Origin of the sequence: Vibrio zhugei (assembly GCF_003716875.1) — a bacterium.
Classification (GTDB): Bacteria; Pseudomonadota; Gammaproteobacteria; order Enterobacterales; family Vibrionaceae; genus Vibrio; species Vibrio zhugei.
Genome location: NZ_CP033078.1, coordinates 2,753,840 through 2,777,352 on the forward strand (window position 1 = coordinate 2,753,840; position 23,513 = coordinate 2,777,352).

22 protein-coding genes are annotated in these 23,513 nt (G+C 45.2%); 3 read left to right on the plus strand and 19 right to left on the minus strand.

What is annotated here, in order from left to right; genetic code table 11:
* Positions 1-172 precede the first annotated feature (172 nt).
* The 9 genes from EAE30_RS17950 to EAE30_RS17990 all read right to left on the minus strand — a co-directional run bounded on the left by EAE30_RS17950 (position 173) and on the right by EAE30_RS17990 (position 6,401).
* Positions 173-679 (minus strand): hypothetical protein, encoded by a 507-nt coding sequence (locus EAE30_RS17950; protein ID WP_241967697.1) that lies wholly within the window; start codon positions 677-679, stop codon positions 173-175.
* Positions 648-1,067, minus strand: coding sequence for a hypothetical protein (locus EAE30_RS17955; protein WP_241967699.1), 420 nt, complete (start codon positions 1,065-1,067; stop codon positions 648-650). The genes EAE30_RS17950 and EAE30_RS17955 overlap by 32 nt, the downstream gene beginning before the upstream one ends.
* A gap of 46 nt (positions 1,068-1,113) precedes the next feature.
* A complete protein-coding gene (locus EAE30_RS17960; protein ID WP_123017136.1) occupies positions 1,114-1,335 on the minus strand; it encodes a DUF7683 domain-containing protein in 222 nt (73 codons plus the stop codon).
* Between the two features lie 31 nt (positions 1,336-1,366).
* On the minus strand, positions 1,367-1,648 hold the full coding sequence (locus EAE30_RS17965) for a bacteriocin immunity protein (protein ID WP_019827566.1): 282 nt from the start codon (positions 1,646-1,648) through the stop codon (positions 1,367-1,369).
* 1 nt (position 1,649) lies between these two features.
* Positions 1,650-2,120 carry an HNH endonuclease gene (locus EAE30_RS17970; protein WP_123017137.1) on the minus strand — a complete coding sequence of 157 codons (471 nt, stop codon included), beginning with the start codon at positions 2,118-2,120 and terminating at the stop codon, positions 1,650-1,652.
* Positions 2,121-2,177: 57 nt separating this feature from the next.
* Positions 2,178-2,450, minus strand: a complete 273-nt coding sequence (locus EAE30_RS17975) for a bacteriocin immunity protein (RefSeq protein ID WP_241967701.1) — start codon at positions 2,448-2,450, stop codon at positions 2,178-2,180.
* The gene (locus EAE30_RS17980; RefSeq protein WP_123017139.1) at positions 2,426-2,686 is read right to left on the minus strand and encodes a bacteriocin immunity protein; all 261 of its coding nucleotides are present in this window, start codon (positions 2,684-2,686) and stop codon (positions 2,426-2,428) included. Before EAE30_RS17980 ends, EAE30_RS17975 begins: the two co-directional genes overlap by 25 nt.
* Positions 2,676-5,186, minus strand: coding sequence for a T6SS effector antibacterial DNase (locus EAE30_RS17985; protein ID WP_123017140.1), 2,511 nt, complete (start codon positions 5,184-5,186; stop codon positions 2,676-2,678). Before EAE30_RS17985 ends, EAE30_RS17980 begins: the two co-directional genes overlap by 11 nt.
* Positions 5,187-5,471: 285 nt before the next feature.
* The gene (locus EAE30_RS17990) at positions 5,472-6,401 is read right to left on the minus strand and encodes a LysR family transcriptional regulator (protein WP_241967703.1); all 930 of its coding nucleotides are present in this window, start codon (positions 6,399-6,401) and stop codon (positions 5,472-5,474) included.
* A 92-nt stretch (positions 6,402-6,493) separates the two neighbouring features.
* On the opposite strand from EAE30_RS17990, the gene EAE30_RS17995 reads away from it, so the two are divergent.
* Positions 6,494-7,849: an MATE family efflux transporter gene (locus EAE30_RS17995; protein ID WP_123017141.1), complete on the plus strand. Its 1,356-nt coding sequence runs from the start codon at positions 6,494-6,496 to the stop codon at positions 7,847-7,849.
* A 42-nt stretch (positions 7,850-7,891) separates the two neighbouring features.
* On the opposite strand, the gene EAE30_RS18000 is transcribed toward EAE30_RS17995, so the two are convergent.
* The 8 genes from EAE30_RS18000 to EAE30_RS18035 form a co-directional block, all read right to left on the minus strand.
* Positions 7,892-10,249, minus strand: coding sequence for a glycoside hydrolase family 3 N-terminal domain-containing protein (locus EAE30_RS18000; protein ID WP_123017418.1), 2,358 nt, complete (start codon positions 10,247-10,249; stop codon positions 7,892-7,894).
* Positions 10,250-10,494: 245 nt separating this feature from the next.
* Positions 10,495-12,714, minus strand: coding sequence for a glycoside hydrolase family 3 N-terminal domain-containing protein (locus EAE30_RS18005; RefSeq protein WP_123017142.1), 2,220 nt, complete (start codon positions 12,712-12,714; stop codon positions 10,495-10,497).
* 143 nt (positions 12,715-12,857) lie between these two features.
* On the minus strand, positions 12,858-13,688 hold the full coding sequence (locus tag EAE30_RS18010) for a carbohydrate ABC transporter permease (RefSeq protein WP_123017143.1): 831 nt from the start codon (positions 13,686-13,688) through the stop codon (positions 12,858-12,860).
* Positions 13,688-14,653: a carbohydrate ABC transporter permease gene (locus tag EAE30_RS18015; RefSeq protein WP_164711906.1), complete on the minus strand. Its 966-nt coding sequence runs from the start codon at positions 14,651-14,653 to the stop codon at positions 13,688-13,690. The genes EAE30_RS18010 and EAE30_RS18015 overlap by 1 nt, the downstream gene beginning before the upstream one ends.
* Before the next feature lie 74 nt (positions 14,654-14,727).
* The gene (locus EAE30_RS18020) at positions 14,728-15,969 is read right to left on the minus strand and encodes an ABC transporter substrate-binding protein (protein WP_123017145.1); all 1,242 of its coding nucleotides are present in this window, start codon (positions 15,967-15,969) and stop codon (positions 14,728-14,730) included.
* A 9-nt stretch (positions 15,970-15,978) separates the two neighbouring features.
* Positions 15,979-17,037 carry an ABC transporter ATP-binding protein gene (locus EAE30_RS18025; protein ID WP_123017146.1) on the minus strand — a complete coding sequence of 353 codons (1,059 nt, stop codon included), beginning with the start codon at positions 17,035-17,037 and terminating at the stop codon, positions 15,979-15,981.
* Positions 17,038-17,388: 351 nt separating this feature from the next.
* Complete coding sequence (locus EAE30_RS18030) at positions 17,389-18,465, minus strand: ABC transporter ATP-binding protein (RefSeq protein ID WP_123017147.1); 1,077 nt, start codon at positions 18,463-18,465, stop codon at positions 17,389-17,391.
* Positions 18,466-18,922: 457 nt separating this feature from the next.
* Entirely contained in the window at positions 18,923-19,378 is a 456-nt protein-coding gene (locus EAE30_RS18035) for a GNAT family N-acetyltransferase (RefSeq protein ID WP_123017148.1), read from the minus strand.
* Positions 19,379-19,748: 370 nt separating this feature from the next.
* Here EAE30_RS18035 and EAE30_RS18040 point away from each other — a divergent pair, with 370 nt between their 5' ends.
* Positions 19,749-20,642: a LysR substrate-binding domain-containing protein gene (locus EAE30_RS18040; protein WP_123017149.1), complete on the plus strand. Its 894-nt coding sequence runs from the start codon at positions 19,749-19,751 to the stop codon at positions 20,640-20,642.
* Positions 20,643-20,804: 162 nt separating this feature from the next.
* Here the strand turns inward: EAE30_RS18040 and EAE30_RS18045 are convergent, their stop codons facing one another.
* Both EAE30_RS18045 and fabR read right to left on the minus strand, forming a co-directional pair.
* Positions 20,805-21,173, minus strand: a complete 369-nt coding sequence (locus tag EAE30_RS18045; protein ID WP_123017150.1) for a YijD family membrane protein — start codon at positions 21,171-21,173, stop codon at positions 20,805-20,807.
* 4 nt (positions 21,174-21,177) lie between these two features.
* Entirely contained in the window at positions 21,178-21,810 is a 633-nt protein-coding gene (gene fabR / locus EAE30_RS18050) for an HTH-type transcriptional repressor FabR (protein ID WP_123017151.1), read from the minus strand.
* A 248-nt stretch (positions 21,811-22,058) separates the two neighbouring features.
* On the opposite strand from fabR, the gene sthA reads away from it, so the two are divergent.
* Entirely contained in the window at positions 22,059-23,459 is a 1,401-nt protein-coding gene (gene sthA / locus EAE30_RS18055; protein ID WP_123017152.1) for a Si-specific NAD(P)(+) transhydrogenase, read from the plus strand.
* Positions 23,460-23,513 lie beyond the last annotated feature (54 nt).

Genomic DNA, 23,513 nt, shown 5'->3' on the forward strand with positions numbered 1-23,513 from the left:
AATTGAAACTCCAGCCCATTATCAAAAGTTCGAATGTAAAATTCTTCAGTATAGCCTTCCATCGTCGATGGCACATTACCAGCTATTAACGCTGCAAACTTAGGGCTCTTCACAAGGTCTTGATAAGTGCAACCTATAAAGTCATGATAATTTTTAAAATCAACCACCAACACTACTCACAAACAGAAATCCTGATGTCGACGATCTGATCTGGATTAGTATGCGCTAGGCTAAACGTTAGTTTGTATTGACCCAATAAATCATACTGAATCCAACCGTTTTTTACTAAGCCTGGTAGTTTTCTTGAACCTACTGATTTTACAGGCTCACCTAATACCGATTTTATCGAAGCTAAATCCATTTTTTCCGTCAGTGGTATATCTTCCGTTGAAAGTATACTCACTAGTTTGTCATCAAGAGGACACCCCACGATGAAAAATTTAAGGCGCTTATCTTTATCAAAGATCATATTGATCTTATCGTCATAACACACTAGGTCAAATCGCTCATCTAATGTCGGATCAAACTGAAGAGTATTGCCTCCGACTAGAGATGCAAAAGAACTATCTTTTATCAGATCATTGTAATGGCTGTTGAGCCAGTAAAAAATTGACAACTCACAATTCAAGGTACCCGTCACCTCCAGACTACTTTCTTTGATAATGCACCCTCTCCACATAATCAGTTCCAACTTTATATACTATCTGTGTGGAGAATCCTCGCTCATCAATATACTCATCCATCGCCCCAACCCTTCCAAGAACAGGAATGCTTTTCTCAGGACGTTCATTTGATGGTTCGCCAAGAGCTTTCCTAACCTGGGTACGTTGAGTTAACAAATTAAGCGCCCCCTCATAAAAAGCAGGATTAGTTACTACAATAGTGGTTAACACTGAAGTTTGACGATCAAATCTCAGTTCTACGCCAGAAGAATCAACACATATATAGAATGCATCACTTTTAGAGTTCAACACTTCAGGCACATTACCTCCAATCAGAGACAAGAAGGCTGCCTGCTTTAGTAAATCATTATACTTTTTTCCCAAAAAATCCCAGTAAATCATCATTTAATACCAAACATTTTTTGAATATCTACTCATTGCTACAGCCAACCTAATCAATGACTTCACATATTGAGATGTCACTTTCAACCTTTTGAAAGGTATAGCCAATACAGGCTTCTATTTCAGACAATTGAGCAGGAGATACATCTGCGCAATTCCCCTCTAAAGCAAACCCAAAAATCCTCAATACATCAACACCGGACAAACCTCTCAGCTCAATACCAATTACAAGCTCTCCGGTTTCTTTACCATAAAAGTTCAATTCATACATAAGTAAGATTTACTACTTTCTTAAGAATCAGTTATGAGTCTTTAAAGCACTGTCTTCCTTGCTCTTTGTACCAAAGCTTCAATTCTTTTATCACGCCTTCTGGTGAATCTTCTCTCCCATTAGCAGGGTGGAATATCAACCCATTACCTTCAGGGTGTTCAACAATATTTGTAAAATGCTCAGCTAACTGAGATATATACTCGTCATATTCATCATTTGGTAAGTCGTTTGTTTCGGTATCCTCAAAAAAATCTTCTAGCAAGCGACGAAATTCTGCTTCTGTGTAATCTTTCAATTTAGCTTTCAGTTCCATGTTATAAACCTTTGTGTATATCTATATGCCTTCTAGGAGTCATTACGCGTAAATTATCAACATCGTATACTTTACCACCATACTGTATCTCTTGTTGATGGTGAATCTCATACCTTTGCCGCCCACCAACTTGTCCCTCGGGAACTGAAAATGGTGCTAATCCTCTCTTAATTAGTCTTTGATTAGAGCGACTAAATTGGTTTAGCAGTGTGGACTCCTCAGCAACAGCCGTCCAGAACGCTTCCCTAAACACATCAAAGCTACTGAACTCTTTACCTCTCAACTTATCAGCAATTTGTGATGGAACTGGAGAGCCTAACCCTTCACTGGCTTTCTCTAACCAAATCCCCATAATATCTTCGCCAGTCCCAGTTACCACTTCACCGTTCCTGAAGGCTGTGAAGCCATCAAAGAAAAGTAACACCACCAGCAACGGTAAAAAACGACAATGGAGAGCGATTATGCTCCCCATTCTTTTTTTGTCTCAACGCATCTGTTTGAAGGTATATGTTATCTGTTAAAAAACGACTTAACTCTTAAAGCAAGGCAAGCTCTGCGACAAGCGCCATTCTTTGACGATTCTAACTATATTCTCTGGCGTTCTATCCTCAGGATTCTCTGGGTAATAAATCAGGTCTGAACCATCTGGATGCTCTGTTGTAGCGATAAAGTTTTCAAGTAATTCATCTTGATATTCATCAGAACCTTCCGCACTGATAATAATGTTCAGTAACTCCAAAAAATCGATTTCAGTATAATCTGTTATACTTTTAACCATCACATCTGTTGATCTTTGAAACATGATTGTCCTTTTTCATGATACCACCGTTTTAACTCTTCAATAATTGCCTCTGATGAGTCTTCTATCCCCAACATTGTCGGGTGTGTTAACAAAGCGCTGCCTTTGGGATGATTGATTTTTTCATTGAAAAAATTCACCAGCTCATCCAAATCATCATCACTAAAATCAAGCTCTTCAGACGCTAATAACAACTGTAAAAACTCAGACTCTGTATAATCTTGTAATCTACTTTTCATTTGAATGAATCCTTATATGATTTTTTGCTGTGTTAATTCTTAGGTTATCAATATGATACACTTCACCGCCATGCTGAATCTGAGTAATATGGTGAATCTCATAACGAATCCTCCCACCTTTTTGATAATCTGGTAAACAAATGGGAGCGTTGCCTTTTTGTATTTGAACTTTATTCCGTTTATCGAACTGCTCAAATAACTCTGGATTCTTAGCTACTTCTTTCCATATGGCAGTTTGCAAATCAGCGAATCTATTAAACTCTTTTCCTCTTAACGCATCCGCAATTTTTGTTGGAATATACTGTCCTTGACCGACATTCGCAGCTTCACCAAGCCAATAACCATCCTCCCATTCAACGTCTTTACCTTGACCTGTCACAACCCCAGATTCATCACGTGCAGTTTTTCGGAATACTAGGTAGAGAGGAGGGAGTCCTGCATCAGCAGGGAAAGTCACAATATACTCAGCAAGCTCTTCCTCGGGATAGAGCGCCGTGCCAATCTCTTGTTCGTGCTCTTCGATAGGACGAACCCAGATATTGTGAACATCGAGCTGATCATTTTCGGGCAATACAGTATCAGGTGTTAGTACACCCGTTGAACCATCCGGTGTCCATGTAATGGTAATCCCATTCTCTAGCTCAGCAACAAAGTGCTGTCCTTGCTGCACAGCTTCACGCTTCGCAACTCGCTCACCATAGACACTCCCCTCTCCCGTTTTGATTCCGACAACTTGCTGTTTACCATTTTCATCCGTGTACATATTGAAACGCACACGCATCGTCGTAGTGTCACCGGTCGCAAAATCTGGATTTCCTTCTAAGGTACCATCTGCAAGCTGAGACGGCCATAAAGCGGCCACTAGAAAGCCCCCCATTCGCGCAAAGCCTGCTAACGCTTCGCCTGAAATCGACCATGTGCCTATCGTATTTGTCGTACTGGAGCTAAGAATGCCAAGGTTCGTTGCTGCGCCATTTGCGGGGATCGCAAGGAGTGCCGTTTTACCATAATCGGTGGCTTTAGAAGCCGTGGTGATGGTGGTTAAGTTCGTGACGGGCAATTCTTTCTCGAACAGACTATCGCTGTTTATCGCCTTAAACTGGGTTCCTGAGATAAGCGAGTCAGAGTAATCATAATGCGTATTCGCCAAGCAGCTATAGGTGCAAGGGGAAAGCGGAGGTAAATCGGTCGCTTTTTCTGGCGTGCTCTGGTTTTCTTCGACGGCCTTAACGGTCAGCGTATCCCCGACTCTCAATGACATCGGGTCAGCGTTGTACTGCGGATTCAAATCCAGTAATTGTTTCGCCGACAAGCCATATTTCTCTGCAATGGCTCCCCATGATTCTCGTTGGTTGGTTTTAGAATCCGTTCCAACAGTATGCGTTTCTGGTTTATTCTCTGTTTCCGCTGGTTGAGTAGTTTGTCTTTCTGCGACAGGCTGCTTGGGCGCAGCAAGCAATTCGCTGATATCAAGTTTAATACCATGTTGCACCAACCAGTCATCATTGAGGTTGTCGAGCTCTTCTCGGGTAATTGGCTGTTCAAGATAAATCAGATGTTGGTTTTCAACGTCTTGACCTTCGAGCTTCCAGTAAACCAGAATGGCACTTTGATAGACGTTGTAGCCTTGCTCATCATTGAGCTGCTCGTGAGTGGAACGTGTCGCGTAGAAGGCCCACTTGCCATTTCCTAGCAACTTGTACTCTTGAACTAAACGGTCATTATAGAAATGATAATAGTACCCTTCTGTTGGTAGCCCCAAACGTTCGCCAAGCTGCACTGAAGGGACAATAGGGATAAAGGCTTCTCGCACTACACCGGAGCCTATAGGCTTTACCTGCACATTGTCGGGGACGCTAATACCCAGAGCATTGGAAGCCACTGTGGCGACTAATTTTTTCGGCTCATCAAAGGCGGTATAAGCGATATATTTTGTACCGTGCTCGGTTGCCTCCGTCTGCCAACGGCCAATCAGGGCTTCTTGTTGGGTTTTCGCCAGTTCAAACGCATACCCCACGCTTTTTCGAAACGTCTCATCGGAGCAAGCCACTTCAAAGCAATATTCGTATTGCAGTTTTGGTGGTGCATCTGAGGTATCAGGTTTTACGGGCTCAGGAACGTAAGTTTCTTCAATGCTAGACGCATAACCAGCGGCGTTTTGAGTGAGCGCAGCACTACCCGCCGCACCACCAGACGTTCTTGCTCTAGTCAGGTAAGCACTTTTCGCTTCTGGGGATAACGCCTCTTGCCCTTGCGCCGATAAGCTCCACGATTTGCTCATACCATCTCGGAGCATCACAGGCTTAGAGGGAGAATCCGTTAATAGGGCTAACTCACCACTTTTCAGCTTCTCCATAAAACGAGAATAGCTCATCCCCTGAGGGAGTGCTGAGCCTACCGCTCTCTCATCCAATCTTCCAATATCACCTTCAACCTGACCAAACTCATATGCCATCAGTTCGGTTAACCGTACCACTCGATAACCCACAGTTATACCCACCCACTACATTGAATGGCCGTATTCTACCCAACCAAATAAAATTGCAGCATTTATAATCATGGGTTAATGCTACCAATTGTAGGCTTTGTGATTTTCACCCACCGAATCCAGACCTATCGATAATGACTTAATCATTAACCAACATACCCCAAACAAAAATAGGGCATAATTTGAGAGGTATCACCCTCTCAAATTATGAAGTCTCATATTAATCGGCTTATGTTGATTCAACTTCTAACAGGTCAACTCTCTCATTCCATTCAACATCAGAGGTCTCTTATGTTGCTATATTGCATGGTGGTTCATTAAGTAACGCATTTGTTCCGTAAGCCAATCAGTGAGTGTATTATTTGGACTATCAAGCCGTTTCACGATACCTATTTCAATTAACTGCTCGGTTAAAACGTCACTCTTGGCGATTTTGATTTGCTCAAAAAACCAATCCGCCTTGGCAATATGCTCAGGCACGATAGCCCACCCTTGATTCTGCGTCACCAACTCACAAATAAAATAGTAGCTGTCTAAATCCCAATGATCGGGGCTGAGGGCTTTTTCACGATTCTCTCCTGAACGATTACAGAGGACAAACTGACGATATTGCTGTAGTTGAGAAAGGGTTAAAACAGGCTCTTGAGCCAACGGGTGCCCCTTACCGACAATGAGAATTTTTTTAAAGTATCCTAATGACTGTAAGGTTAACTTTGGCGGGATCGCACTGTTACTGATCATAAAGCCAATGTCGGCTTTTTGATTGGCGATGGCCTTCGCGATGTCGTCTTGTGAGCCATTAGTGATCACCAGATGGGTGTTGGGAAACAAGTCCCCTATTTGAGAGAAAATAGAATGGATTGTCTCCAATGGTAACGCTTCATCCAAGGCGATCCGCAACGAAATCGGCTCTTTGTTTGCAGCGGATAACGCTCGCGAATCTAAGCGTAAGCATTGATTGAGCACAGCGCGTGCTTCGGGGAGCATTTCGGTCCCTAGAGGTGTTAATACCGGAAATTTCGAGCGACGGTCAAATAACTCAAAACCTAAATCCACCTCTAAATTTGCGATGGCACTGCTAATGCGTGATTGGGCTTTTTTTAACTGTCTGGCGGCGGCAGAAAAAGAACCAAGTTCAGCCGCGGTCACAAACGCCAATAATTGATCCAATGTCCAATTCATTTTTTTCTCCATAAACGCGTGGGCCTCTTGGCGAGTCACTGCCATGCTTCCATCCTATAAGCGGATGGTAACTAACTTTCTTATATCTCAATTAAGTATATTATCCCCGAATTAATCCTTCTTGGGTATAGTTTGTTATGCAAGTCGAACCGCAATTTAAACCATCACAATCTGTCGCTGGTGCCTTTTGGCGTTTTGCTATTCCGTCAATTATTGCCATGTTAGTCAGCGGCTTGTATCAGATCATTGATGGTTTTTTCGTTGGCCACTTTGTCGGCGCAACCGGGTTAGCAGGAATCAACATGGCGATCCCGCCGCTAGGCCTCATCATGGGATTTGGCATGTTGATTGGAATGGGCGGTGGCAGCGTCTTATCTCACTACCGAGGTGACAACAACCTCAGCGGGACTCAAGCGACCTTAGTCACGTCGCTGTGCCTGATGGTGTTGATTGGATTATTGGCAACGGTGATTTTTATTGTGTTTGGGCAAAGCATGCTCGATCTGCAAGGCGCAACAGGCATCACGCTGGCAATGAGCTGGGATTATGTACAAATCATGTCGTTCGGCGCACTGATTTCCGTTGGGGCGAGTGCGATGCCCATGCTGGTTCGCAATGACGACAGCCCGAATCTCTCCACCGTATTCATTGTTGTCGGAGCATTAGCCAATATTGTCTTGGATTATCTCTTCCTCGGCTATCTCGACATGGGATTACAAGGAGCGGCCATTGCAACTCTTATTGCGCAACTGCTCACCTGCATACTGTGTTTACGGTATTTTGTCTCCGCCAAAGCCAAAACGACATTGGCGATAAAACAACTCGATACTGGCCTTGCGGTTCGTATCATTCAATTAGGTGCTTCCAACTTAGTGATGTTCATCTACTTCAGCTTTGTCATGGCGTTTCACAACCTACAATTTATGGCGTATGGCGATACAACGCAACTCGCCGCTTTTGCGATTGTGGGGTACTTAGCGAGCGGTTACTACTTCTTTGCGGAAGGTTTAGTCAGTGGTTTGCAGCCCCCAGTGAGCTACTATTTAGGTGCCAAGCAATACCAACGCATTATCGAGACCGTTAAATTGGCATTTTCGGTGACCGTCGGCTCAGGAATTGTCTTGGTTATATTGCTCAATCTTTTTCCCGAGCAGTTCATCAGCATTTTCACAACCGGAAATACGGCATTAATTGCAGCAAGCAAGAACGGCGTTCACCTCCACCTTATTGCACTGTGTTTAGATGGTTTCTTATTCATGGCGTCCGTTTACTTCATCGCGGTGGGCAAAAGCAGACAAGCTCTATTTGTCTCGGTTGGCAACATGTTAATACAGGTGCCCTTTCTATACGTATTACCGAAATACCTCGGCATCGATGGTGTTTGGTTAGCGGTTCCTTTATCGAATATTGCCTTCTCACTCATCGTGCTGCCCATGTTACTCATCAATCTAAAAGGCCTCATGAACACACATCACCAACAACAGTGGGTTTAAAAAACAAAAAAGCCGACCATCGTCGGCTTTTTCCTTATGAGGTTATTCCACCTTCACCTCACACATCATACGCCAGGCTTGTGGCAGGACATGGACGTGACCAAGCACCTCAATGCGATGGCGGAAATGAATGTCCTTCGAGGACGCACCAAGCATCAACTCAAACTCCCCACCTTCAACCACACGCTGGTGATCGCGATTGGTAAGGTTAAGCATATCGACGGGCAATTGGAAGGTCAGCGTTTTACTTTCGCCCGCATCAAGGAAGACTTTCATAAAACCTTTTAATTCCTTCACCGGACGCACCACACTCGATACCACATCGCGAGTATACAGCTGTACCACCTCGGCCCCCGCGACATGCCCCGTATTCGTAAGCGTCATCGATAATTCAACCGTGTCATCCACAGCGAACTGGTCCTTATTCACCTTAAAGTCGGAGTAGGCAAATTCGGTGTAGCTCAACCCATGACCGAAGTTGAAACTCGAGCCGAAGTGGTAGGCAATCGGCGTTCCGGCACTTTTAAGCTTGTGGTTATAGAAATACGGCACCGCTCCAACATTTTTAGGAATCGACAGCGTCAGTTTACCACTCGGGTTATTTTTGCCGACGAACGTATCCGCAATGGCATCCGCGCCAGCCTGACCCGGTGCCCACCCCAACACGATGGCCGAGGCTTCCTCTTCTGCACGGCCTAGGTTATAAGGTCGGCCTCCGGTGACCAACACAATCACAGGTTTGCCTGTATCCAGCACGGCATCAAGCATTTGCTGCTGCACGCCGGGAAGCGCCAAGCTATCGCAATCCGATCCTTCGCCTACTGTTCCTGTTTGGAATAAGCCCGCTAAGTCCCCAACACAAACCACAGCCACATCATTTTCAGCCGCCGTCGCCACAGCGGCCTCAATCTGGCTAAGATCACGACTTATCGGTGACTGAGCCGTTTGCTCAACCGCCAAGTCCACATCGCCAGGGAACACGGGGGCATTGGCATGGCGCTCGGTCAAAATATCGCACCCTTTCGCATACATCACGTGTTCAAAACGCTCTTGAAAGGCTTCAAGTAACGTTTTCGAAACTTTGTCTGTGCTGTCTTCCTGACTAAAAATCAGATGAACCGGAAAACTATAGCCACCCAATAAAGCCAGCTGATCATCGGCGGTTGCGCCAATCAGCGCCACTTTCTGTGAGGCTTTGAGTGGCAAGGTCTGATTATGGTTTTTCAACAGAACAATCGATTCGCTCGCGACTTGATAAGCAATGTTTTGACTCTCTTGATTATGGAGAGGGCTCTGTGGAATATCAGTATACGGATGTTCAAATAGCCCCATTTCAAACTTCTTACTCAAGATGCGGCCCACAATCTCATCGATTTTTTCCATCGTAATCCAATCGTTTCGTAAAGCCTCTGCCAGTTTTGTTGAGCACGCGTCATCGGGTAATTCAATATCTAACCCGGCGTTAAAGGCAAGCGCGGCCGCACTCGCGCTGTTTTGGGCTACCGAGTGATGCGAGCTCAGTAAATCAATGCCGCCATAATCTGCGACCACCAAACCATCAAAGCCCCATTGCTCACGTAATATCTCGGTCAGTAAAAAATGGGAAGCGTGGCAAGGTTCACCATCAATATCATGATAAGCAGGCATAACAGATCCCGCATTCGCCCATTTTACCGCCATTTCAAACGGGAGTAGGAAGGTATCATTGAGCTCTTTAAATCCGATATTAACTGGCGCATGATTGCGCGCCCCTTCACTGGCAGAGTGCCCGACAAAATGTTTGAGCGTGGCGAAAAGATCACGGTGCTCACCTTGTAAACCTTTCACGTAGTGACTGGCCATGACGCCGACAAGATAAGGATCCTCACCCAATGTTTCTTCGGTTCGCCCCCAACGCACATCGCGCGAGACATCCAAGACCGGTGCAAGTCCTTGTTTAGCGCCTACCATGCGCGCTTGTCGCCCAATATCCTTGGCCGCCTCTTCAACCAGTGTCGGGTTCCATGTGTGTCCATAATTTAACGAAGAAGGGTATAACGTGCCCCCTTTCACCATCAATCCAACCAAACACTCCTCATGGGCTAAGGCTGGGATCCCCAGTCGCGTTTCTTCAACTAAATAGTGTTGTAATTGGTTAAGCGCTTTGACCCCATTAACCGCATCAACCGTATGTGTACCAAGTGGACGTGAAATCTGACCTAACCCATGTTGAAGCTTGTCTTTGACCGACCGCTCGACATGCTCACTGGACAATTCGAGCTCACGTTCTTGATGCTCTCCGGCGGGATCGAGGATTAACCATTGCGCGCCCATTTGCGCCAATTTTTCTTCAACGGTCATATGCGAAAGCAGGTCTCTGACACGTTCTGCTGTCGAAAGAGAGGGATTCTTATACTTCATATATTCACCTAATCGATGCGGATAACTTGATGCATTTAATGTCGATCGAGTCATTGCGAATGTCTTCCTTGAGGCTCTTATTACCCATGGCTAGAGACCCCACGATGTTTCTTTAAGCACGGTATTACAAGGTGACTGGCGATTTTTTGAAAATCGTCAAAATAGTCATTTTTAATAAATTCAATATGAATATTCGTAAGCGAGAGTCTGTCCGATACCTCCTCGAGACTTGCTCACGAGTCTCGCTATGATGAGACAGTGGTCGTCTGTGTGACTTCAAAGTCTAATGTATGCAAATCTTCATCCTTGGAAGAGGCACCAACCATTAAACTAAAGGCCCCAGCCTCTACCACCTCCTCAAGCTCCGCATTCACCAAAGCGAGATCAGAAAATTTCACCGTCATGGTCACTTCAACGCTTTCCTTCGCAGCAATAGCCACGCGTTGAAAACCACAGAGCGTTTTTATCGGTGTGGTCACGGAGGAAAAATGATCATTGAAATACACCTGCACAATATCAGTACCGTCAATATCCGATTGGTTCGTCACGGTCAGTGACAACTCAATATCGCTATGCGGCTCAATGACACGTTGCTTTAGAGCGATGTCGCGGTATTCAAACTGGCTAAATGAGAGGCCTTCACCAAAGCAGAACAGGGGCTGCTCTGGCATATCGATATAGCGCTCTTTGAATTCGGTATGTTGTGAGTGTTGTGCATGCCAGCCTTCATATTTGTTATAAAACACAGGCAGTTGCCCGACATGATAGGGAAAAGAAATGGTCAGTTTACCCGACGGATTATACTCGCCAAATACGACGCGCTTTATTGCTTCTCCGCCTTGAGTGCCAGAATTAAACCCACACAACAACGCATTGGCATGCTCTGCAATCCAAGGAATCGTCATCGGCTTAGAAGCCACCAAATTAACGATCAGGGGTACCCCCGCCGCCTTAATACGTTCTAATAAAGCTTGCTGTTTTCCCGTAAGGTCAAGATTGGCTCGATCGTGAAACTCGCCGTTTTGCGCTAACGTGTCACCAACACAAGCAATGACCACATCCGCGTTCTCTAAAGCCCGATCTAACTCTGCGACTTGTTCAAACTCCTCGTCGAGACAATCGGCTCCTTTCACATACTCAACCTGAAAGCCGTAATGCTTTGCAGCGGCTTGAAAAGCTTGGAGGGTGGTCACCGTTTTGTCTCGATGAAACTGATCATCCGTCGCCCCTGCCTGCATCGAACCAAACGACCAATCACCGAGCTGAGCGATGACATCATCCGCGTTAGGCCCCGTCACCAACACGCGAAGATCCTTGCTCGGAGTTAAGGGTAAAATGCCATCATTTTTCAACATGACAATGCTCTTGAGGCTGGCTTGCAGTGCCAGATCGCGATGGGCTGGAATACCCAGAACCTCATGGCGGTCCGGACAATAAAATCGCATGTCATCAAACAAACCGAGCGCAAATTTTTTGGTGAGAATGCGAATGACGGCATCATTAACCACCGCCTCATCCACTCGTCCGTCTTTCACGAGACGCACCGCGGTTTCGTAGAACTCGACTGTCGACATCATCATGTCATTGCCCGAGACTAGCGCGCGATAGCAGGCCTCCTCAATTGAGGCGCTGACTTTCTGCTTGGTATACAAAGAGGTCACATTCTCCCAATCCGTGACAATAAAACCATCCAAACCCCAATCGGTTTTCGCCACATCCGTCAGCAACCATTTGTCGGCGGTACACGGAACACCATCATTAGCGTGATACCCAGCCATAAGAGACGCAACATGGGCTTCTTGTACCGCTTTTTTGAAAGGAGGTAAAAACAGTGCTTTCAGCTTACGGCGAGACACATCGGCTTCATAAGCATCTCGCCCACCCACCGTTTCACCGTAGGCCACATAATGTTTGGCACAAGCTAGGATAGAATCTGGACTGGAGAAACGTTCTCCTTGATAGCCTTTGATGGCCTCAACAGCCATTTCACCGATCAGCCACGCATCTTCGCCATACGTTTCATTAATCCGTCCCCAACGTGCATCTCGCCCGACACACAGTACTGGGGAAAATGTCCAATGAATTCCCGTAGCACGCACTTCTTTCGCCGTGACTTTCGCCATATCTCGTATTAACTCACGATCCCAACTGGATGACGCCGCAAGCTGTGTCGGAAATACCGTCGCATCGTTATCGAAACAGTGACCATGAATGGCATCAATACCAAAGATGAGGGGAATTCCCAACCGAGTTTTCGCCGCCCGCTCTTGCAGCCGTATTGCCGTGTCACCAGTACAATGAAGATAACTGCCGATATGCCACTCTTCCAGCTTCTCCGTATTGCCTTCCACACTGGCTGGAAGTTGGGTCAACTGTCCAATTTTTTCTTCAATGGTCATGCGACTCAATAGATCGGCCACGCGCTCCTCTATCGTTGCGTGTTTGTTCTGGTAAATGTCTGTCATGATGAGATTCTCTGGATTGGAAGGACGAATCGACAACGAAGCAAAGGTCGTTACACCTTGTGTTGCATGCCCTAAAAAAGACTCAGTGCAATAAAAAAGGGCAGCTCAAATCAGCGGAAAAATAAACCAAGCTGCCCTGTAAATTAGCCCTTAACCGCGCCTGACGTTAACCCATCGATCAAACGTCGCGAGGCGATCACAAACAGGAGTAATAACGGTAAGACCGAAATACTTGCGCCAATAGAGACCGCTCCCCATGGCACTTGCCCTGTCCCTTGGAGAGCACGAAGTGCCAGTGGTACCGTAAACATTTTCATGTCGTTCATAACCACCAGTGGCCCCATAAAGTTATTCCACGTTCCGATGAAGGTAATCAGCCCCAAGGTGCCAAACGCAGGCAAAATTAACGGGACGATAATACGATAGTAAATTTTGAACTCGCGGCATCCATCCATACGTGCGGCCTCAACCAGCTCTTTAGGAATAGAACTGGAGATAAACTGACGCATCATGAAAATGCCCATCGCGCCGCAAGCTGCAGGCACAATCAAGGCCTTAGGGTCGTTCATCCAGCCTAACTGAGACATCACCATCGCGGTCGGAATCATGCCAAGGAAAGGAGGGATCAGCATGGTCGCCATGATCATGACAAATAACGCGTTTTTAAACCGAAATTCAAACATGGAGAACGCGTAACCGGCTAAAGAACAAAACAACAAGTTCAATACCGTGACCACAATGGCAATAAACAAACTTAACGCCAAGTTGTGCCAGAAGTAAGGTAGGAACTCCAACAGTGTGTTGAAGTTAGTTACCAAGTAATCGCCAAACGTAATAGGCGGCGGCACGGATAAAATACCCGTATTGGAATGCGATGAGAAAATGAACATAAAATAAAAAGGTGTCAGCATGATAATCGCACCAATGAAGACGATGATATAGGCGATCAGCTTATCTTTTCCGATGGATTTCATTAGTCGTTTCTCCCACCTAATAATTTACTATTCAGCCAAGTTAGACATGCGATAATCATAAAGAGAATCCAAGAAATGGCGGATGCGGTACCAAAATCATTTTCCACAAAGGCGGTAATGTACATATGCATTGCGGCGGTTTTCCCAGCCTGCTCAATTCCCCCAGTACCACCGGTGATGATGAACGGTTCTTCAAACAGTTGTAGGTTACCGATGATCGTCAGTGTGACGGCAAAAAAGGCCATGGGCTTCAACATCGGCAGCGTAATGTGCCAGAATTGCTGATACTTATTGGCGCCATCGATAGTGGCCGCTTCATAAAGATCTTTCGGAATGGTTTGTAATGCGGACAAATACAGCACCGTATTCCAACCGACAAAGCGCCAGAACACGACAAATGAAATCATGTCTTTGGTATACGCAGGACGTGACCAATCAATGTTCTCGGTTGGAAACAACCACGCCAACACTTTCATATCCGCGATGGTAAAATTGCCCAACGAGGTAAGTACTTGGTTAATGATGCCGTAGTCGCGTGAGAACAGCGTTGTAAAAACAAGAGAAATCGCGACCGTTGAGGTAATGTACGGCACAAAGTAGATACCAATCACCGTATTTCTCATCCGCCTAAAGCTAGTATGAATAAAATAGGCCAGCGGCAATGCCACCGCATGCTGTGGAATGCCTGATTTCAACGCGATGATAAAGGTGTTGTATAGCGACGATTGGAACCAATCATCCTCAAGCGCAAACACATAGTTTTCAAACCCGACCCACTCCATCGAGGCTAGACCGGCGGCGGGCTCCCAATAGTGGAAAGACAAATACAAAGAGAAAAGCAGCGGGAATAACCCAAAGACACCGAAAATAATGAAGAAAGGACAAATATAAATATAGGGCGCGATCTTATTCCCTTTTCTTAACCAGAAGTTTCTACGTCTGGAGGCGTTAAGTGGACGAGTCATTGTTGTCATAGAATGATTTCCAAAATTGCTACATGACACGGGGCTAGCAATGCCGCCCCGGTATTACCGATTCATTAACGACGACGAGCACGACGTTTGATTTGTTTCTCTGCTTTTGCCAGTACTTGATCAATGTCGGCATCTTTTTCCAGCACTTTTTCCAACGCATCATTCACGACCTGACGAGCCACTTCATCGTAGCGGTCCACCGTCAATGCAGGGATATGCTTGGTGGCTTCACGCCAAATCAAACGCGCTTTTTGACCACCTAAATACGCAATTTTTTGACTGAAGAAATCATCATTGTGAGTCGACGTCAGCACAGGGAATGCATTGATTTCTTTAAAGCCCGCAAGCTGAATCTCTTTATTGGTTGCCATGAACTTAATGAATTTCCAAGCTTGGGCTTTGTGCTCGGCTTTTTTAGGAATCGCATAGAAGGATCCACCCCAGCTCGCCATTGCTCCGTCTGGAAGTTGCGAGGTTCGCCATAAGCCAGTGGCATCGGGAGCAATCCAATCTTGCAGGTGGCCACCGAGCCAAGCGCCCATCATTTGTACAGAAACTTTGCCGCGACGTAAGCTTTCCGTCCATTCGTTTGACCACGCATTCAATTCGGCATCAATCCCCGCCTCTCGCGCTTTTTTCGCTAAGCGGAATGCTTCTTTGAAGCGGTCAGTGTTTACCAGAATGTTTTGATCTTTATCGAAGTACAGCCCTTCACCATCTTTAAGATTTGAACGAATAAAAATTTCTTTGATGTCGACGGCATTGGCTATCAGGTAGTTGCCGGTTTTTTCTTTCACCTTGATACCCGCTTGAATAAACGAGTCCCAATCTTTCAGTAACTCTTCTTCACTGACGCCCGCTGCATCTAAAATGTCTTTGCGATAAAAGGTCGCACCGGGGCCAATATCCGCGGGAATGGCAGAAAGAACACCATGTGAGTTGGTGGCTTGCGCGACAGAGTAAGGCACCAATTTGTCGGTAAATTCACCGGCACCATAGGTCGATAAATCTTCCAAACCGCCACTTTCAATAAACTGACCCACATAGCTATATTCTATGCCCATCACATCGGGAAGATTGGCTCCTGTGGCGAGCGCCGTCGTCATCGCATTATGATGATCGGCATACGCGAGGGTCACAACCTTGACCTTAATGTCTGGGTATTTCTTCTCAAACATAGGCACCGCAATTTCCGCGACCTGATTGAAATTAGGGAAAGAGGCAACCGTAATCTCTGTGGGAGCGGCAAACGCTACCCCAGAAAAAACCGAAAGGGTAATGGCAGAAGCAATGATGTTCTTTTTCATGATTTTTCCTTATTGGATTATGACCTTGTTGTTTTTATCAAACACATGAACCTTGTTTTTATCGAAGTAGAGTTCAAAGTTGTCACGAATCTTTTCATCGCTATAAGGCACTTCAGCAATGATCCTTTTATTACCAAATAAACACTCGATATGTTTGACCGCGCCCATGAGTTCAACCTGTCTCAATTGCACGGTTATCGACCCCAAATTGGCGGCCTCTATTTTTGTGGAAGCTAAGTGCAAGTCTTGAGCGCGGATACCAACCGACAAAGACTGAACATCCCCAACTCGCTCAACCGTTGATGGGAAAATAAACGATGCCACCTCCTCGCCGAGATTTTCCAAGATGTTCATTTCTGGCGTCCCAATAAACTTGGCGACAAATTTACTGTTAGGACGGTTATAGATTTCTTTTGGAGAACCAATCTGCTCAATCACACCGTTATTTAAAATGGCAATACGATCGGCAAGCGTCATGGCTTCAATTTGATCATGAGTGACGTACACCACCGTGGTTTTGGTTCGCTCATGTAACAGTTTGATTTCTGAGCGCATTTGACCACGAAGTTTCGCATCCAAGTTCGAAAGCGGCTCATCAAATAAGAACACATCCGGGCTGCGAACCATGGCACGCCCCATCGCAACACGTTGGCGCTGCCCACCGGACAGCTCTTTAGGTTTACGCGATAACAATGGCGTTAACTCTAAAATATCGGCAATTTCAGCAACCATGCGCTTACGAGTGGCTTTGTCGAAACCCAAGTTTTCCAATGCGAACGCCATATTTTCTTCAACGGTCATATGGGGATACAGCGCATAGCTTTGAAATACCATGGCGATATTGCGTTCAATCGGATGAAGCTCATTGATCACTTCATTTTCAATACAAATCTCACCATCCGTTATTTCTTCAAGGCCTGCCAACATCCGCAGGGTTGTTGATTTACCACAGCCTGATGGTCCCAATAAGACAATAAATTCACCATGGAGAATATTCAGGTTAATCCCTTTCACCACTTCTGTTTCACCATAGTTCTTAATCAAATTCCGAAATTGAACTGATGCCATGTTCCCACCACAATCTATGTCATTAATATTGTTTGTAACGCCATATTATTCGTAAGCAAGCTCATCACAATTACGAATATTTGAAAGTGTTATTACGATATTTTCCTTATGTGACTAAGCTCTGCATAAAAAATATCACAAGAAAGTATTTCATTAATAACCAATAGAAAGAGCCTCTCTTTATGTCATGCATCACATATCGGATTTCATTCCTTTTATCACTGTTATTTTATGAACAATTTAATTTAGTCAGCTAAATAATAAAGATTCCAATCTCAATTTAATTGTTCGCCCCCAGACTTAGTTGCAATAATAAAACAGACGGAGTCAGTACCATTAGCCTCAACGTATTTAGAGCACCTGACCTGATTGATTAAAGAGGTGGCAACAACTTGGCTCGAAGAAAATGTTCATTGATGTTGATTCATCAAGCTCGAAATCGGCGTCAACTTCAGCGATGAGCGGCTGCTGTGCCATGGTGGCATTTATTTGTTGGGTACTTCCCAAGAGTTCGCTATTGATGACCGAGACGGTCAGAGCAATACGGCCATCGCGCTCGCTGGTATGAATATCGGTGGGGCGTAGGCCCAAAGTCACGCTTTCACCATCGAGAGAGTCTGCAAAGGACTGACCTAAATCGACTTTTTGATCGCCTAATACAATAACCCATTGTTCGCCCTCACGTTGCAGTTGACCTTTCATCATATTCATTGTTGGCGTACCAATGAAGCTGGCAACAAACTGACTGCTGGGCTTATGGTAGACCTCGTAAGGCGTCCCTACCTGTTCAATTTCCCCATCCCGTAGAATGACCACTCTGTCCGCAAGCGTCATGGCTTCAATTTGATCATGCGTCACGTAAACCGTCGTTTTGGAATATTTCTCATGTAACTTTCTGATTTCTCTTCGCATCGAATGTCTAAGTTTTGCATCCAAGTTGGATAACGGCTCATCAAATAAAAACACATTGGGCGTGCGAACCATGGCTCTGCCCATTGCCACCCTTTGCCGTTGGCCACCGGAGAGTGCTCTCGGCTTGCGCCTGAGTAGAGGCGTCAGTTGCAGCATCTCCGCAACTCGATTCACTTCTCTTTCAATCTCATCTTTCTTTTTGCCTTCCATTTTGAGTGAGAAACCAATGTTTTCAGCAACATTCATGTGCGGGTATAAAGCGTAACTTTGAAACACCATCGCAATATTGTGCTCTTTGGGATTCAGATCATTCACGACCACCCCATCAATCAGAATTTCCCCAGAGCTTATCGACTCTAACCCGGAGAGCATACGCAGTGTGGTGGATTTACCACATCCTGAAGGGCCTAAAAATACGACAAACTCCCCGCTCTCGATGTCTAAGTTGATATCCTTAACAACATGCGCATCGTGAGAATATATCTTGTTCACATTTTTAAAAGTTACTGACGCCATTTTATTATCCACAATGATTGAGACTATTATCAGCCATTCTCACTGTATAACTTCCCTTCGCCAATTATCTTTTTTATTAATCGATATTTAATATTTCACGATTGAGCTTTTGATCACACCGACTAATAAATTTATAAATGGATATTATATTCGTAAATAAACACCATTTTTCTTTGTAAATGGAAAACAGTATGATGTGAATCGCTGCTTTATAAATAATATGTTGGATTATTTACAAATCCAAAAAAATTGAAGCAATCTGCATCAGACATAATTCCCAGAGGGTTGCGGTGCGTCACGTATCCGTTTTATTCGATGAGTGACGTGTTCGTTCTCGAGAACTGTGATAAAGAAGTCTTATTGAGGAAAAAGAACAGAAAAAAGACGGCGTAAACCGTCTTTTCAGTGTGTCTCGCGATAAAATTCGACAGATTCTCACGGCGAATGACGCGCCAACCTAGAGTACTTTCGTCATGAAACGACTATGCGGATCCTCTTGATAGTCGGCAAAAGGGGCGCAATAACAAAACCCAAATTTTTTATATAAGTTTCTCGCCGGTTTAAAAAACGCTTGTGACCCCGTTTCTAAACTGACTCGCTGGACCCCCTTGGCACGCGCCACCGCCAAAGCATGTGTTAATAGCGCACTTGCCACCCCCGAGTTTCTAGCAAATTGAGAGGTTCTCATAGATTTGAGCTCAATATGTTGTGATGTCAGTTGCTTCATAGCCAAACATCCATACAATCTCTCCTCAACCCAGCCGCTAAAAAACGTAATATCCGGTGAGCGTAAACGCTCAACATCCAGCGCATGAACACTCTCCGGTGGTGATATCGCATACATATCGCTAAGGTGCTCTTCAAGCAAACCAATGACCTGACCATTCGCAAGATCATCAATGATAATGTCCATATTCTACTCCTCTTCACGTCACCAAATTTGGCCAGGTCTCCCCCAACTCAAACGATGATCCATATTCATACTATCGAGACAACCTCATTGCCCCATTAGAACAGCTTATAAAAATCTAAGATGATCTCGATTTCCTTGCTCTTCGAGTGATAACCCAATATCGTTTTTAAGGTGGGTACTGAGCGTCATAACGGGTCTACTTCTCGTTGTGAAAGGAAGGATAACATTTATATAATCCGTTATTTGTTTTGAAATCCATCTTATCGCCGTCATTATTTCATCTTTGCTCACTGATTCAATACCGTTATTATCAGAACAACGCTCTCTCATTACCAACGACGATTGGTTACAGGAACTATAAGCACAAGTTATGGATAATCGACTCCGCTCTCTTTCTGCACTGCGTTTTTTTGAATCCGCCTCTCGCCTTAAAAGCTACAGTAAAGCGGCCGAAGAACTGCATGTCACTCAAGCCGCCATCAGCCAAAAACTGCGTCAACTTGAGCAGCGCTTAGGCTGTAAGCTGTTCATACGACGTGGTCGTGAAATGCACCTCACCGACAAAGGGGAAATCCTCCATAAACACGTCAATATCGGGTTTAAAAGTATCATTACCGGACTGAACCAAATTCAAAATGAACCGCTGGAAGGAATATTAAATGTCAGTGCGCCTCGCTCATTTTCAACTCGTTGGTTAATGCCAAGGTTGTGGAAGTTCACGATGGCGTTTCCTCATATCCCTATCCGCGTCCAAAATAGCAAAGTGATCGATATTCGCCATTCCGAAACCGATGTCTTAATTTGGCAAGGGGATGAGAGTGTCGAACACCTCGATTTGGAGCAAGATACCCTATTTGAAGAAGCAATTTTTCCTTATTGCTCTCCACAACTCGCAGAGTCGATTCAGTTTACCCACCCCGAGCAGTTGCTTAAATGCTGGTTAATTGATTTCGATTTGGCGTCTTTTAACTGGCAGAGTTGGTTTCAATGTGCCAACGTCAATGCAGCAAAAGAGGGACTGCTATGGATGGAAGTCAGTACGTTTGATATGGCAATGAATGCGGTCATTGCTGGGCATGGAGCCTGCCTCGCAACAGAAAGTATCTCGGCGGACTTTGTCGAACGTGGCTTATTGGTGAAGCCATTCGATATTGGCCTCAAGCCGGGGATTCGTTATTCGGTCATTAGTGACCCAACCTCTTCTCGCGCATTAAGAATCAATGCGTTTAAATCATGGCTACAACAGGAGTTGCATTGCCTATGAAACCAAGAGAGAACATGACAGAATCCTTCATTAATGCACAGCGCTATGCTCACATCGGCCGGGGTTTAGCGACGTTGCTAGGCCACCAGCGCAGCCACGGTACCCAAATAAAAACGAGCCATTTGGCCCGTTATTATTCAATCATCACTTTTAGTGAGCGGCTTACTTTTTCGGCATTAAAAAGCCCAGTTTATAACCGACCCAAAGCACCAATGCGACTAAAATCATGAGAGAAAAAAAGTTGGAGCCGGCATCGGGATATTGGGCTTTTATAAAGGCAGAATGACCAAACGCGCCAACAAAGAAGCACGCCAATCCTACCAAAGGAATATCTTCCGCAATGGGATGGCGCAAGTACTCTTGATACAACGCTTGTAGAGATAATACCAATGCAATCAGTGGAAAAATAGAAAATGATACCTGACTCATTGTTATCCAAGATAAAATAGCATCACTACTCATACCCGCAACCAACGCTAACACTAATGTTTTGCGTTCAGATCCCGGGCTACTCTCACTTTGCTTAGACATTTACTTAGCCTCTTATTTCTTCAAATTTATGCTCATTGCGCTGAAAATTTGCCCCTTTGGCCATCATGCGCAATTGTTTAATCAAACGGTTCGCCAATTCCTCGCGGGCTTTTTTATTTAAATCTAAGGCTTCCGCGCCCGAGTTGAAAACCAATGTCACCGACGCATCGGCTTGCGTTTCCGCATCATCGCGAGTGATCCCCGTCGCGATCAGATACTCAGCTAGCTCGGCAGAAAAATGTTGAATCTCGCGGGCAACCGCCGCACGAAAATCCGCCGACGTGCCCGAACGTTCACGTAATAATAATCGAAATACATTGGGACTATTATCAATAAATTCCATAAAGGTAAGCACAGAGGTGCGAATGACACTGCCTTCTCGCACTATCCTCTGCCGTGCTTGACGCATCAGTTGCCGTAACAGTAATCCCCCTTCATCGACCATGGTGAGACCCAGCTCATCCATATCTTTAAAATGGCGATAAAAGGATGTTGGGGCAATGCCCGCTTCACGAGCGACTTCCCGCAAACTCAAATTCGAAAAGCTTCTTTCAGCGCTTAACTGACTAAATGCAGCATCAATGACAGAGCGGCGGGTTTTCTCTTTCTGCTGGGCTCGAACTCCAGTCGGTTTCATAAACGATGTCGCCTCTCTCTAAAGAACTCAGCTTCATACTATAACTTCATTTCTGGTTTTGTCTAAGTCACTCACGACATCTTCAGACGATAGCAAAAATATGACTCAAAAAAACAACGATTGCCGTAGTATTTAAAACCAGCGTATTATCTTTTACACTGTCTGAACACTTTTATTGTTACAAAATTAATCACAGCAAAAAACGCAATGATAATATATTGTTAACAATCATAACAAAAGGAAATCCAATGACTGCTAATTATCAATTCGACGTAATTGTCATCGGTAGTGGCCCTGGTGGTGAAGGGGCTGCAATGGGACTGGCCAAAGCTGGAAAAAACGTCGCCATAATCGAAAAAGAAAGCGGCGTTGGTGGTGGCTGTACTCACTGGGGAACGATTCCCTCAAAGGCATTACGCCACGCCGTGAGTCGTATTATTGAATTCAATAAAAACCCTCTCTTTCGCAAACATAACCAACACATACAACTTCGCTTCTCAGATATTCTTTCCCACGCCAACCACGTCATTGATCAACAAACCCGCTTACGACAAGGTTTTTACGACCGTAACATGTGTACCTTGCTATTTGGTGTCGCAGAATTTGTCGATAAGCATACGCTGGCCGTCACTGATAACGAAGGCAACGTCGAACATATTACTGCGGAAAAATTTGTCATTGCGACTGGCTCTCGCCCTTACCATCCCGATAATGTGGATTTCTCTCATCCCCGTGTGTATGACAGTGATTCTATCCTCAATTTAGATCATGACCCTCGTCATATCTTGATTTATGGTGCTGGGGTCATCGGCTGTGAATATGCGTCAATTTTCCGCGGATTGGGCGTTAAGACGGATCTCATCAATACGCGTGAACGTCTCCTCTCTTTCTTGGATACCGAAACCTCAGACGCATTGTCTTACCACTTCTGGAATAGCGGCGTCGTGATCCGTAACGATGAAACATACTCCAGTATTGAAGGCTGCGATGACGGTGTCATTATCCATATGGATTCGGGTAAAAAGATGAAAGCCGATTGCTTGCTTTACGCCAATGGTCGCTCAGGGAATACGGAGAAGCTGAATCTGTCAGCGATTAACCTCAATGCCAACAGTCGCGGCCAGTTACACGTCAATGAAAACTACCAAACCGAGGTGGACAATGTGTATGCCGTCGGTGATGTGATTGGCTACCCTAGCCTTGCCAGCGCCGCCTACGATCAAGGCCGATTTGTCGCACAAGCGATCATTCATGGGCAAGCCACCTTCAAACTGATTGAAGAGATTCCAACTGGGATTTACACCATTCCAGAAATCAGTTCAGTGGGCAAAACCGAGCAAGAATTGACGGCCGCCAAGGTGCCTTATGAAGTAGGACGCTCATCGTTCCAACATCTCGCGCGTGCGCAGATTGCCAATATGAATGTCGGCAGCCTGAAGATTTTATTCCATCGTGAAACCAAGCAAATTCTTGGTATTCACTGCTTTGGTGAGCGTGCTGCAGAAATCATCCACATCGGGCAAGCCATCATGGAACAGCCAGGACCAGCCAATACCATTGAATACTTTGTCAATACGACCTTCAACTATCCAACCATGGCCGAAGCGTATCGCGTGGCCGCGTTAAATGGCTTGAACCGTCTATTTTAATTCGACGGCTTCACGCGTCACTTAACACAAAAAAATCCGCTGTTTTAGCAGCGG

Coding starts and splice junctions, on each gene's coding strand:
- EAE30_RS17975 (WP_241967701.1), bottom strand. CDS start 2,450: ATGTTTCAAAGATCAACAGATGTGATGGTTAAAAGTATAACAGATTAT.
- EAE30_RS17995 (WP_123017141.1), top strand. CDS start 6,494: ATGCAAGTCGAACCGCAATTTAAACCATCACAATCTGTCGCTGGTGCC.
- EAE30_RS17960 (WP_123017136.1), bottom strand. CDS start 1,335: ATGTATGAATTGAACTTTTATGGTAAAGAAACCGGAGAGCTTGTAATT.
- EAE30_RS18000 (WP_123017418.1), bottom strand. CDS start 10,249: ATGAAGTATAAGAATCCCTCTCTTTCGACAGCAGAACGTGTCAGAGAC.
- fabR (WP_123017151.1), bottom strand. CDS start 21,810: ATGAAACCGACTGGAGTTCGAGCCCAGCAGAAAGAGAAAACCCGCCGC.
- EAE30_RS17950 (WP_241967697.1), bottom strand. CDS start 679: ATGTGGAGAGGGTGCATTATCAAAGAAAGTAGTCTGGAGGTGACGGGT.
- EAE30_RS18025 (WP_123017146.1), bottom strand. CDS start 17,037: ATGGCATCAGTTCAATTTCGGAATTTGATTAAGAACTATGGTGAAACA.
- EAE30_RS17970 (WP_123017137.1), bottom strand. CDS start 2,120: ATGGGGAGCATAATCGCTCTCCATTGTCGTTTTTTACCGTTGCTGGTG.
- EAE30_RS17965 (WP_019827566.1), bottom strand. CDS start 1,648: ATGGAACTGAAAGCTAAATTGAAAGATTACACAGAAGCAGAATTTCGT.
- EAE30_RS18020 (WP_123017145.1), bottom strand. CDS start 15,969: ATGAAAAAGAACATCATTGCTTCTGCCATTACCCTTTCGGTTTTTTCT.
- EAE30_RS17990 (WP_241967703.1), bottom strand. CDS start 6,401: ATGGCAGTGACTCGCCAAGAGGCCCACGCGTTTATGGAGAAAAAAATG.
- EAE30_RS17955 (WP_241967699.1), bottom strand. CDS start 1,067: ATGATGATTTACTGGGATTTTTTGGGAAAAAAGTATAATGATTTACTA.
- EAE30_RS18010 (WP_123017143.1), bottom strand. CDS start 13,688: ATGAAATCCATCGGAAAAGATAAGCTGATCGCCTATATCATCGTCTTC.
- EAE30_RS18005 (WP_123017142.1), bottom strand. CDS start 12,714: ATGACAGACATTTACCAGAACAAACACGCAACGATAGAGGAGCGCGTG.
- EAE30_RS18045 (WP_123017150.1), bottom strand. CDS start 21,173: ATGTCTAAGCAAAGTGAGAGTAGCCCGGGATCTGAACGCAAAACATTA.
- EAE30_RS18030 (WP_123017147.1), bottom strand. CDS start 18,465: ATGGCGTCAGTAACTTTTAAAAATGTGAACAAGATATATTCTCACGAT.
- sthA (WP_123017152.1), top strand. CDS start 22,059: ATGACTGCTAATTATCAATTCGACGTAATTGTCATCGGTAGTGGCCCT.
- EAE30_RS17980 (WP_123017139.1), bottom strand. CDS start 2,686: ATGAAAAGTAGATTACAAGATTATACAGAGTCTGAGTTTTTACAGTTG.
- EAE30_RS18040 (WP_123017149.1), top strand. CDS start 19,749: ATGGATAATCGACTCCGCTCTCTTTCTGCACTGCGTTTTTTTGAATCC.
- EAE30_RS18035 (WP_123017148.1), bottom strand. CDS start 19,378: ATGGACATTATCATTGATGATCTTGCGAATGGTCAGGTCATTGGTTTG.
- EAE30_RS18015 (WP_164711906.1), bottom strand. CDS start 14,653: ATGACTCGTCCACTTAACGCCTCCAGACGTAGAAACTTCTGGTTAAGA.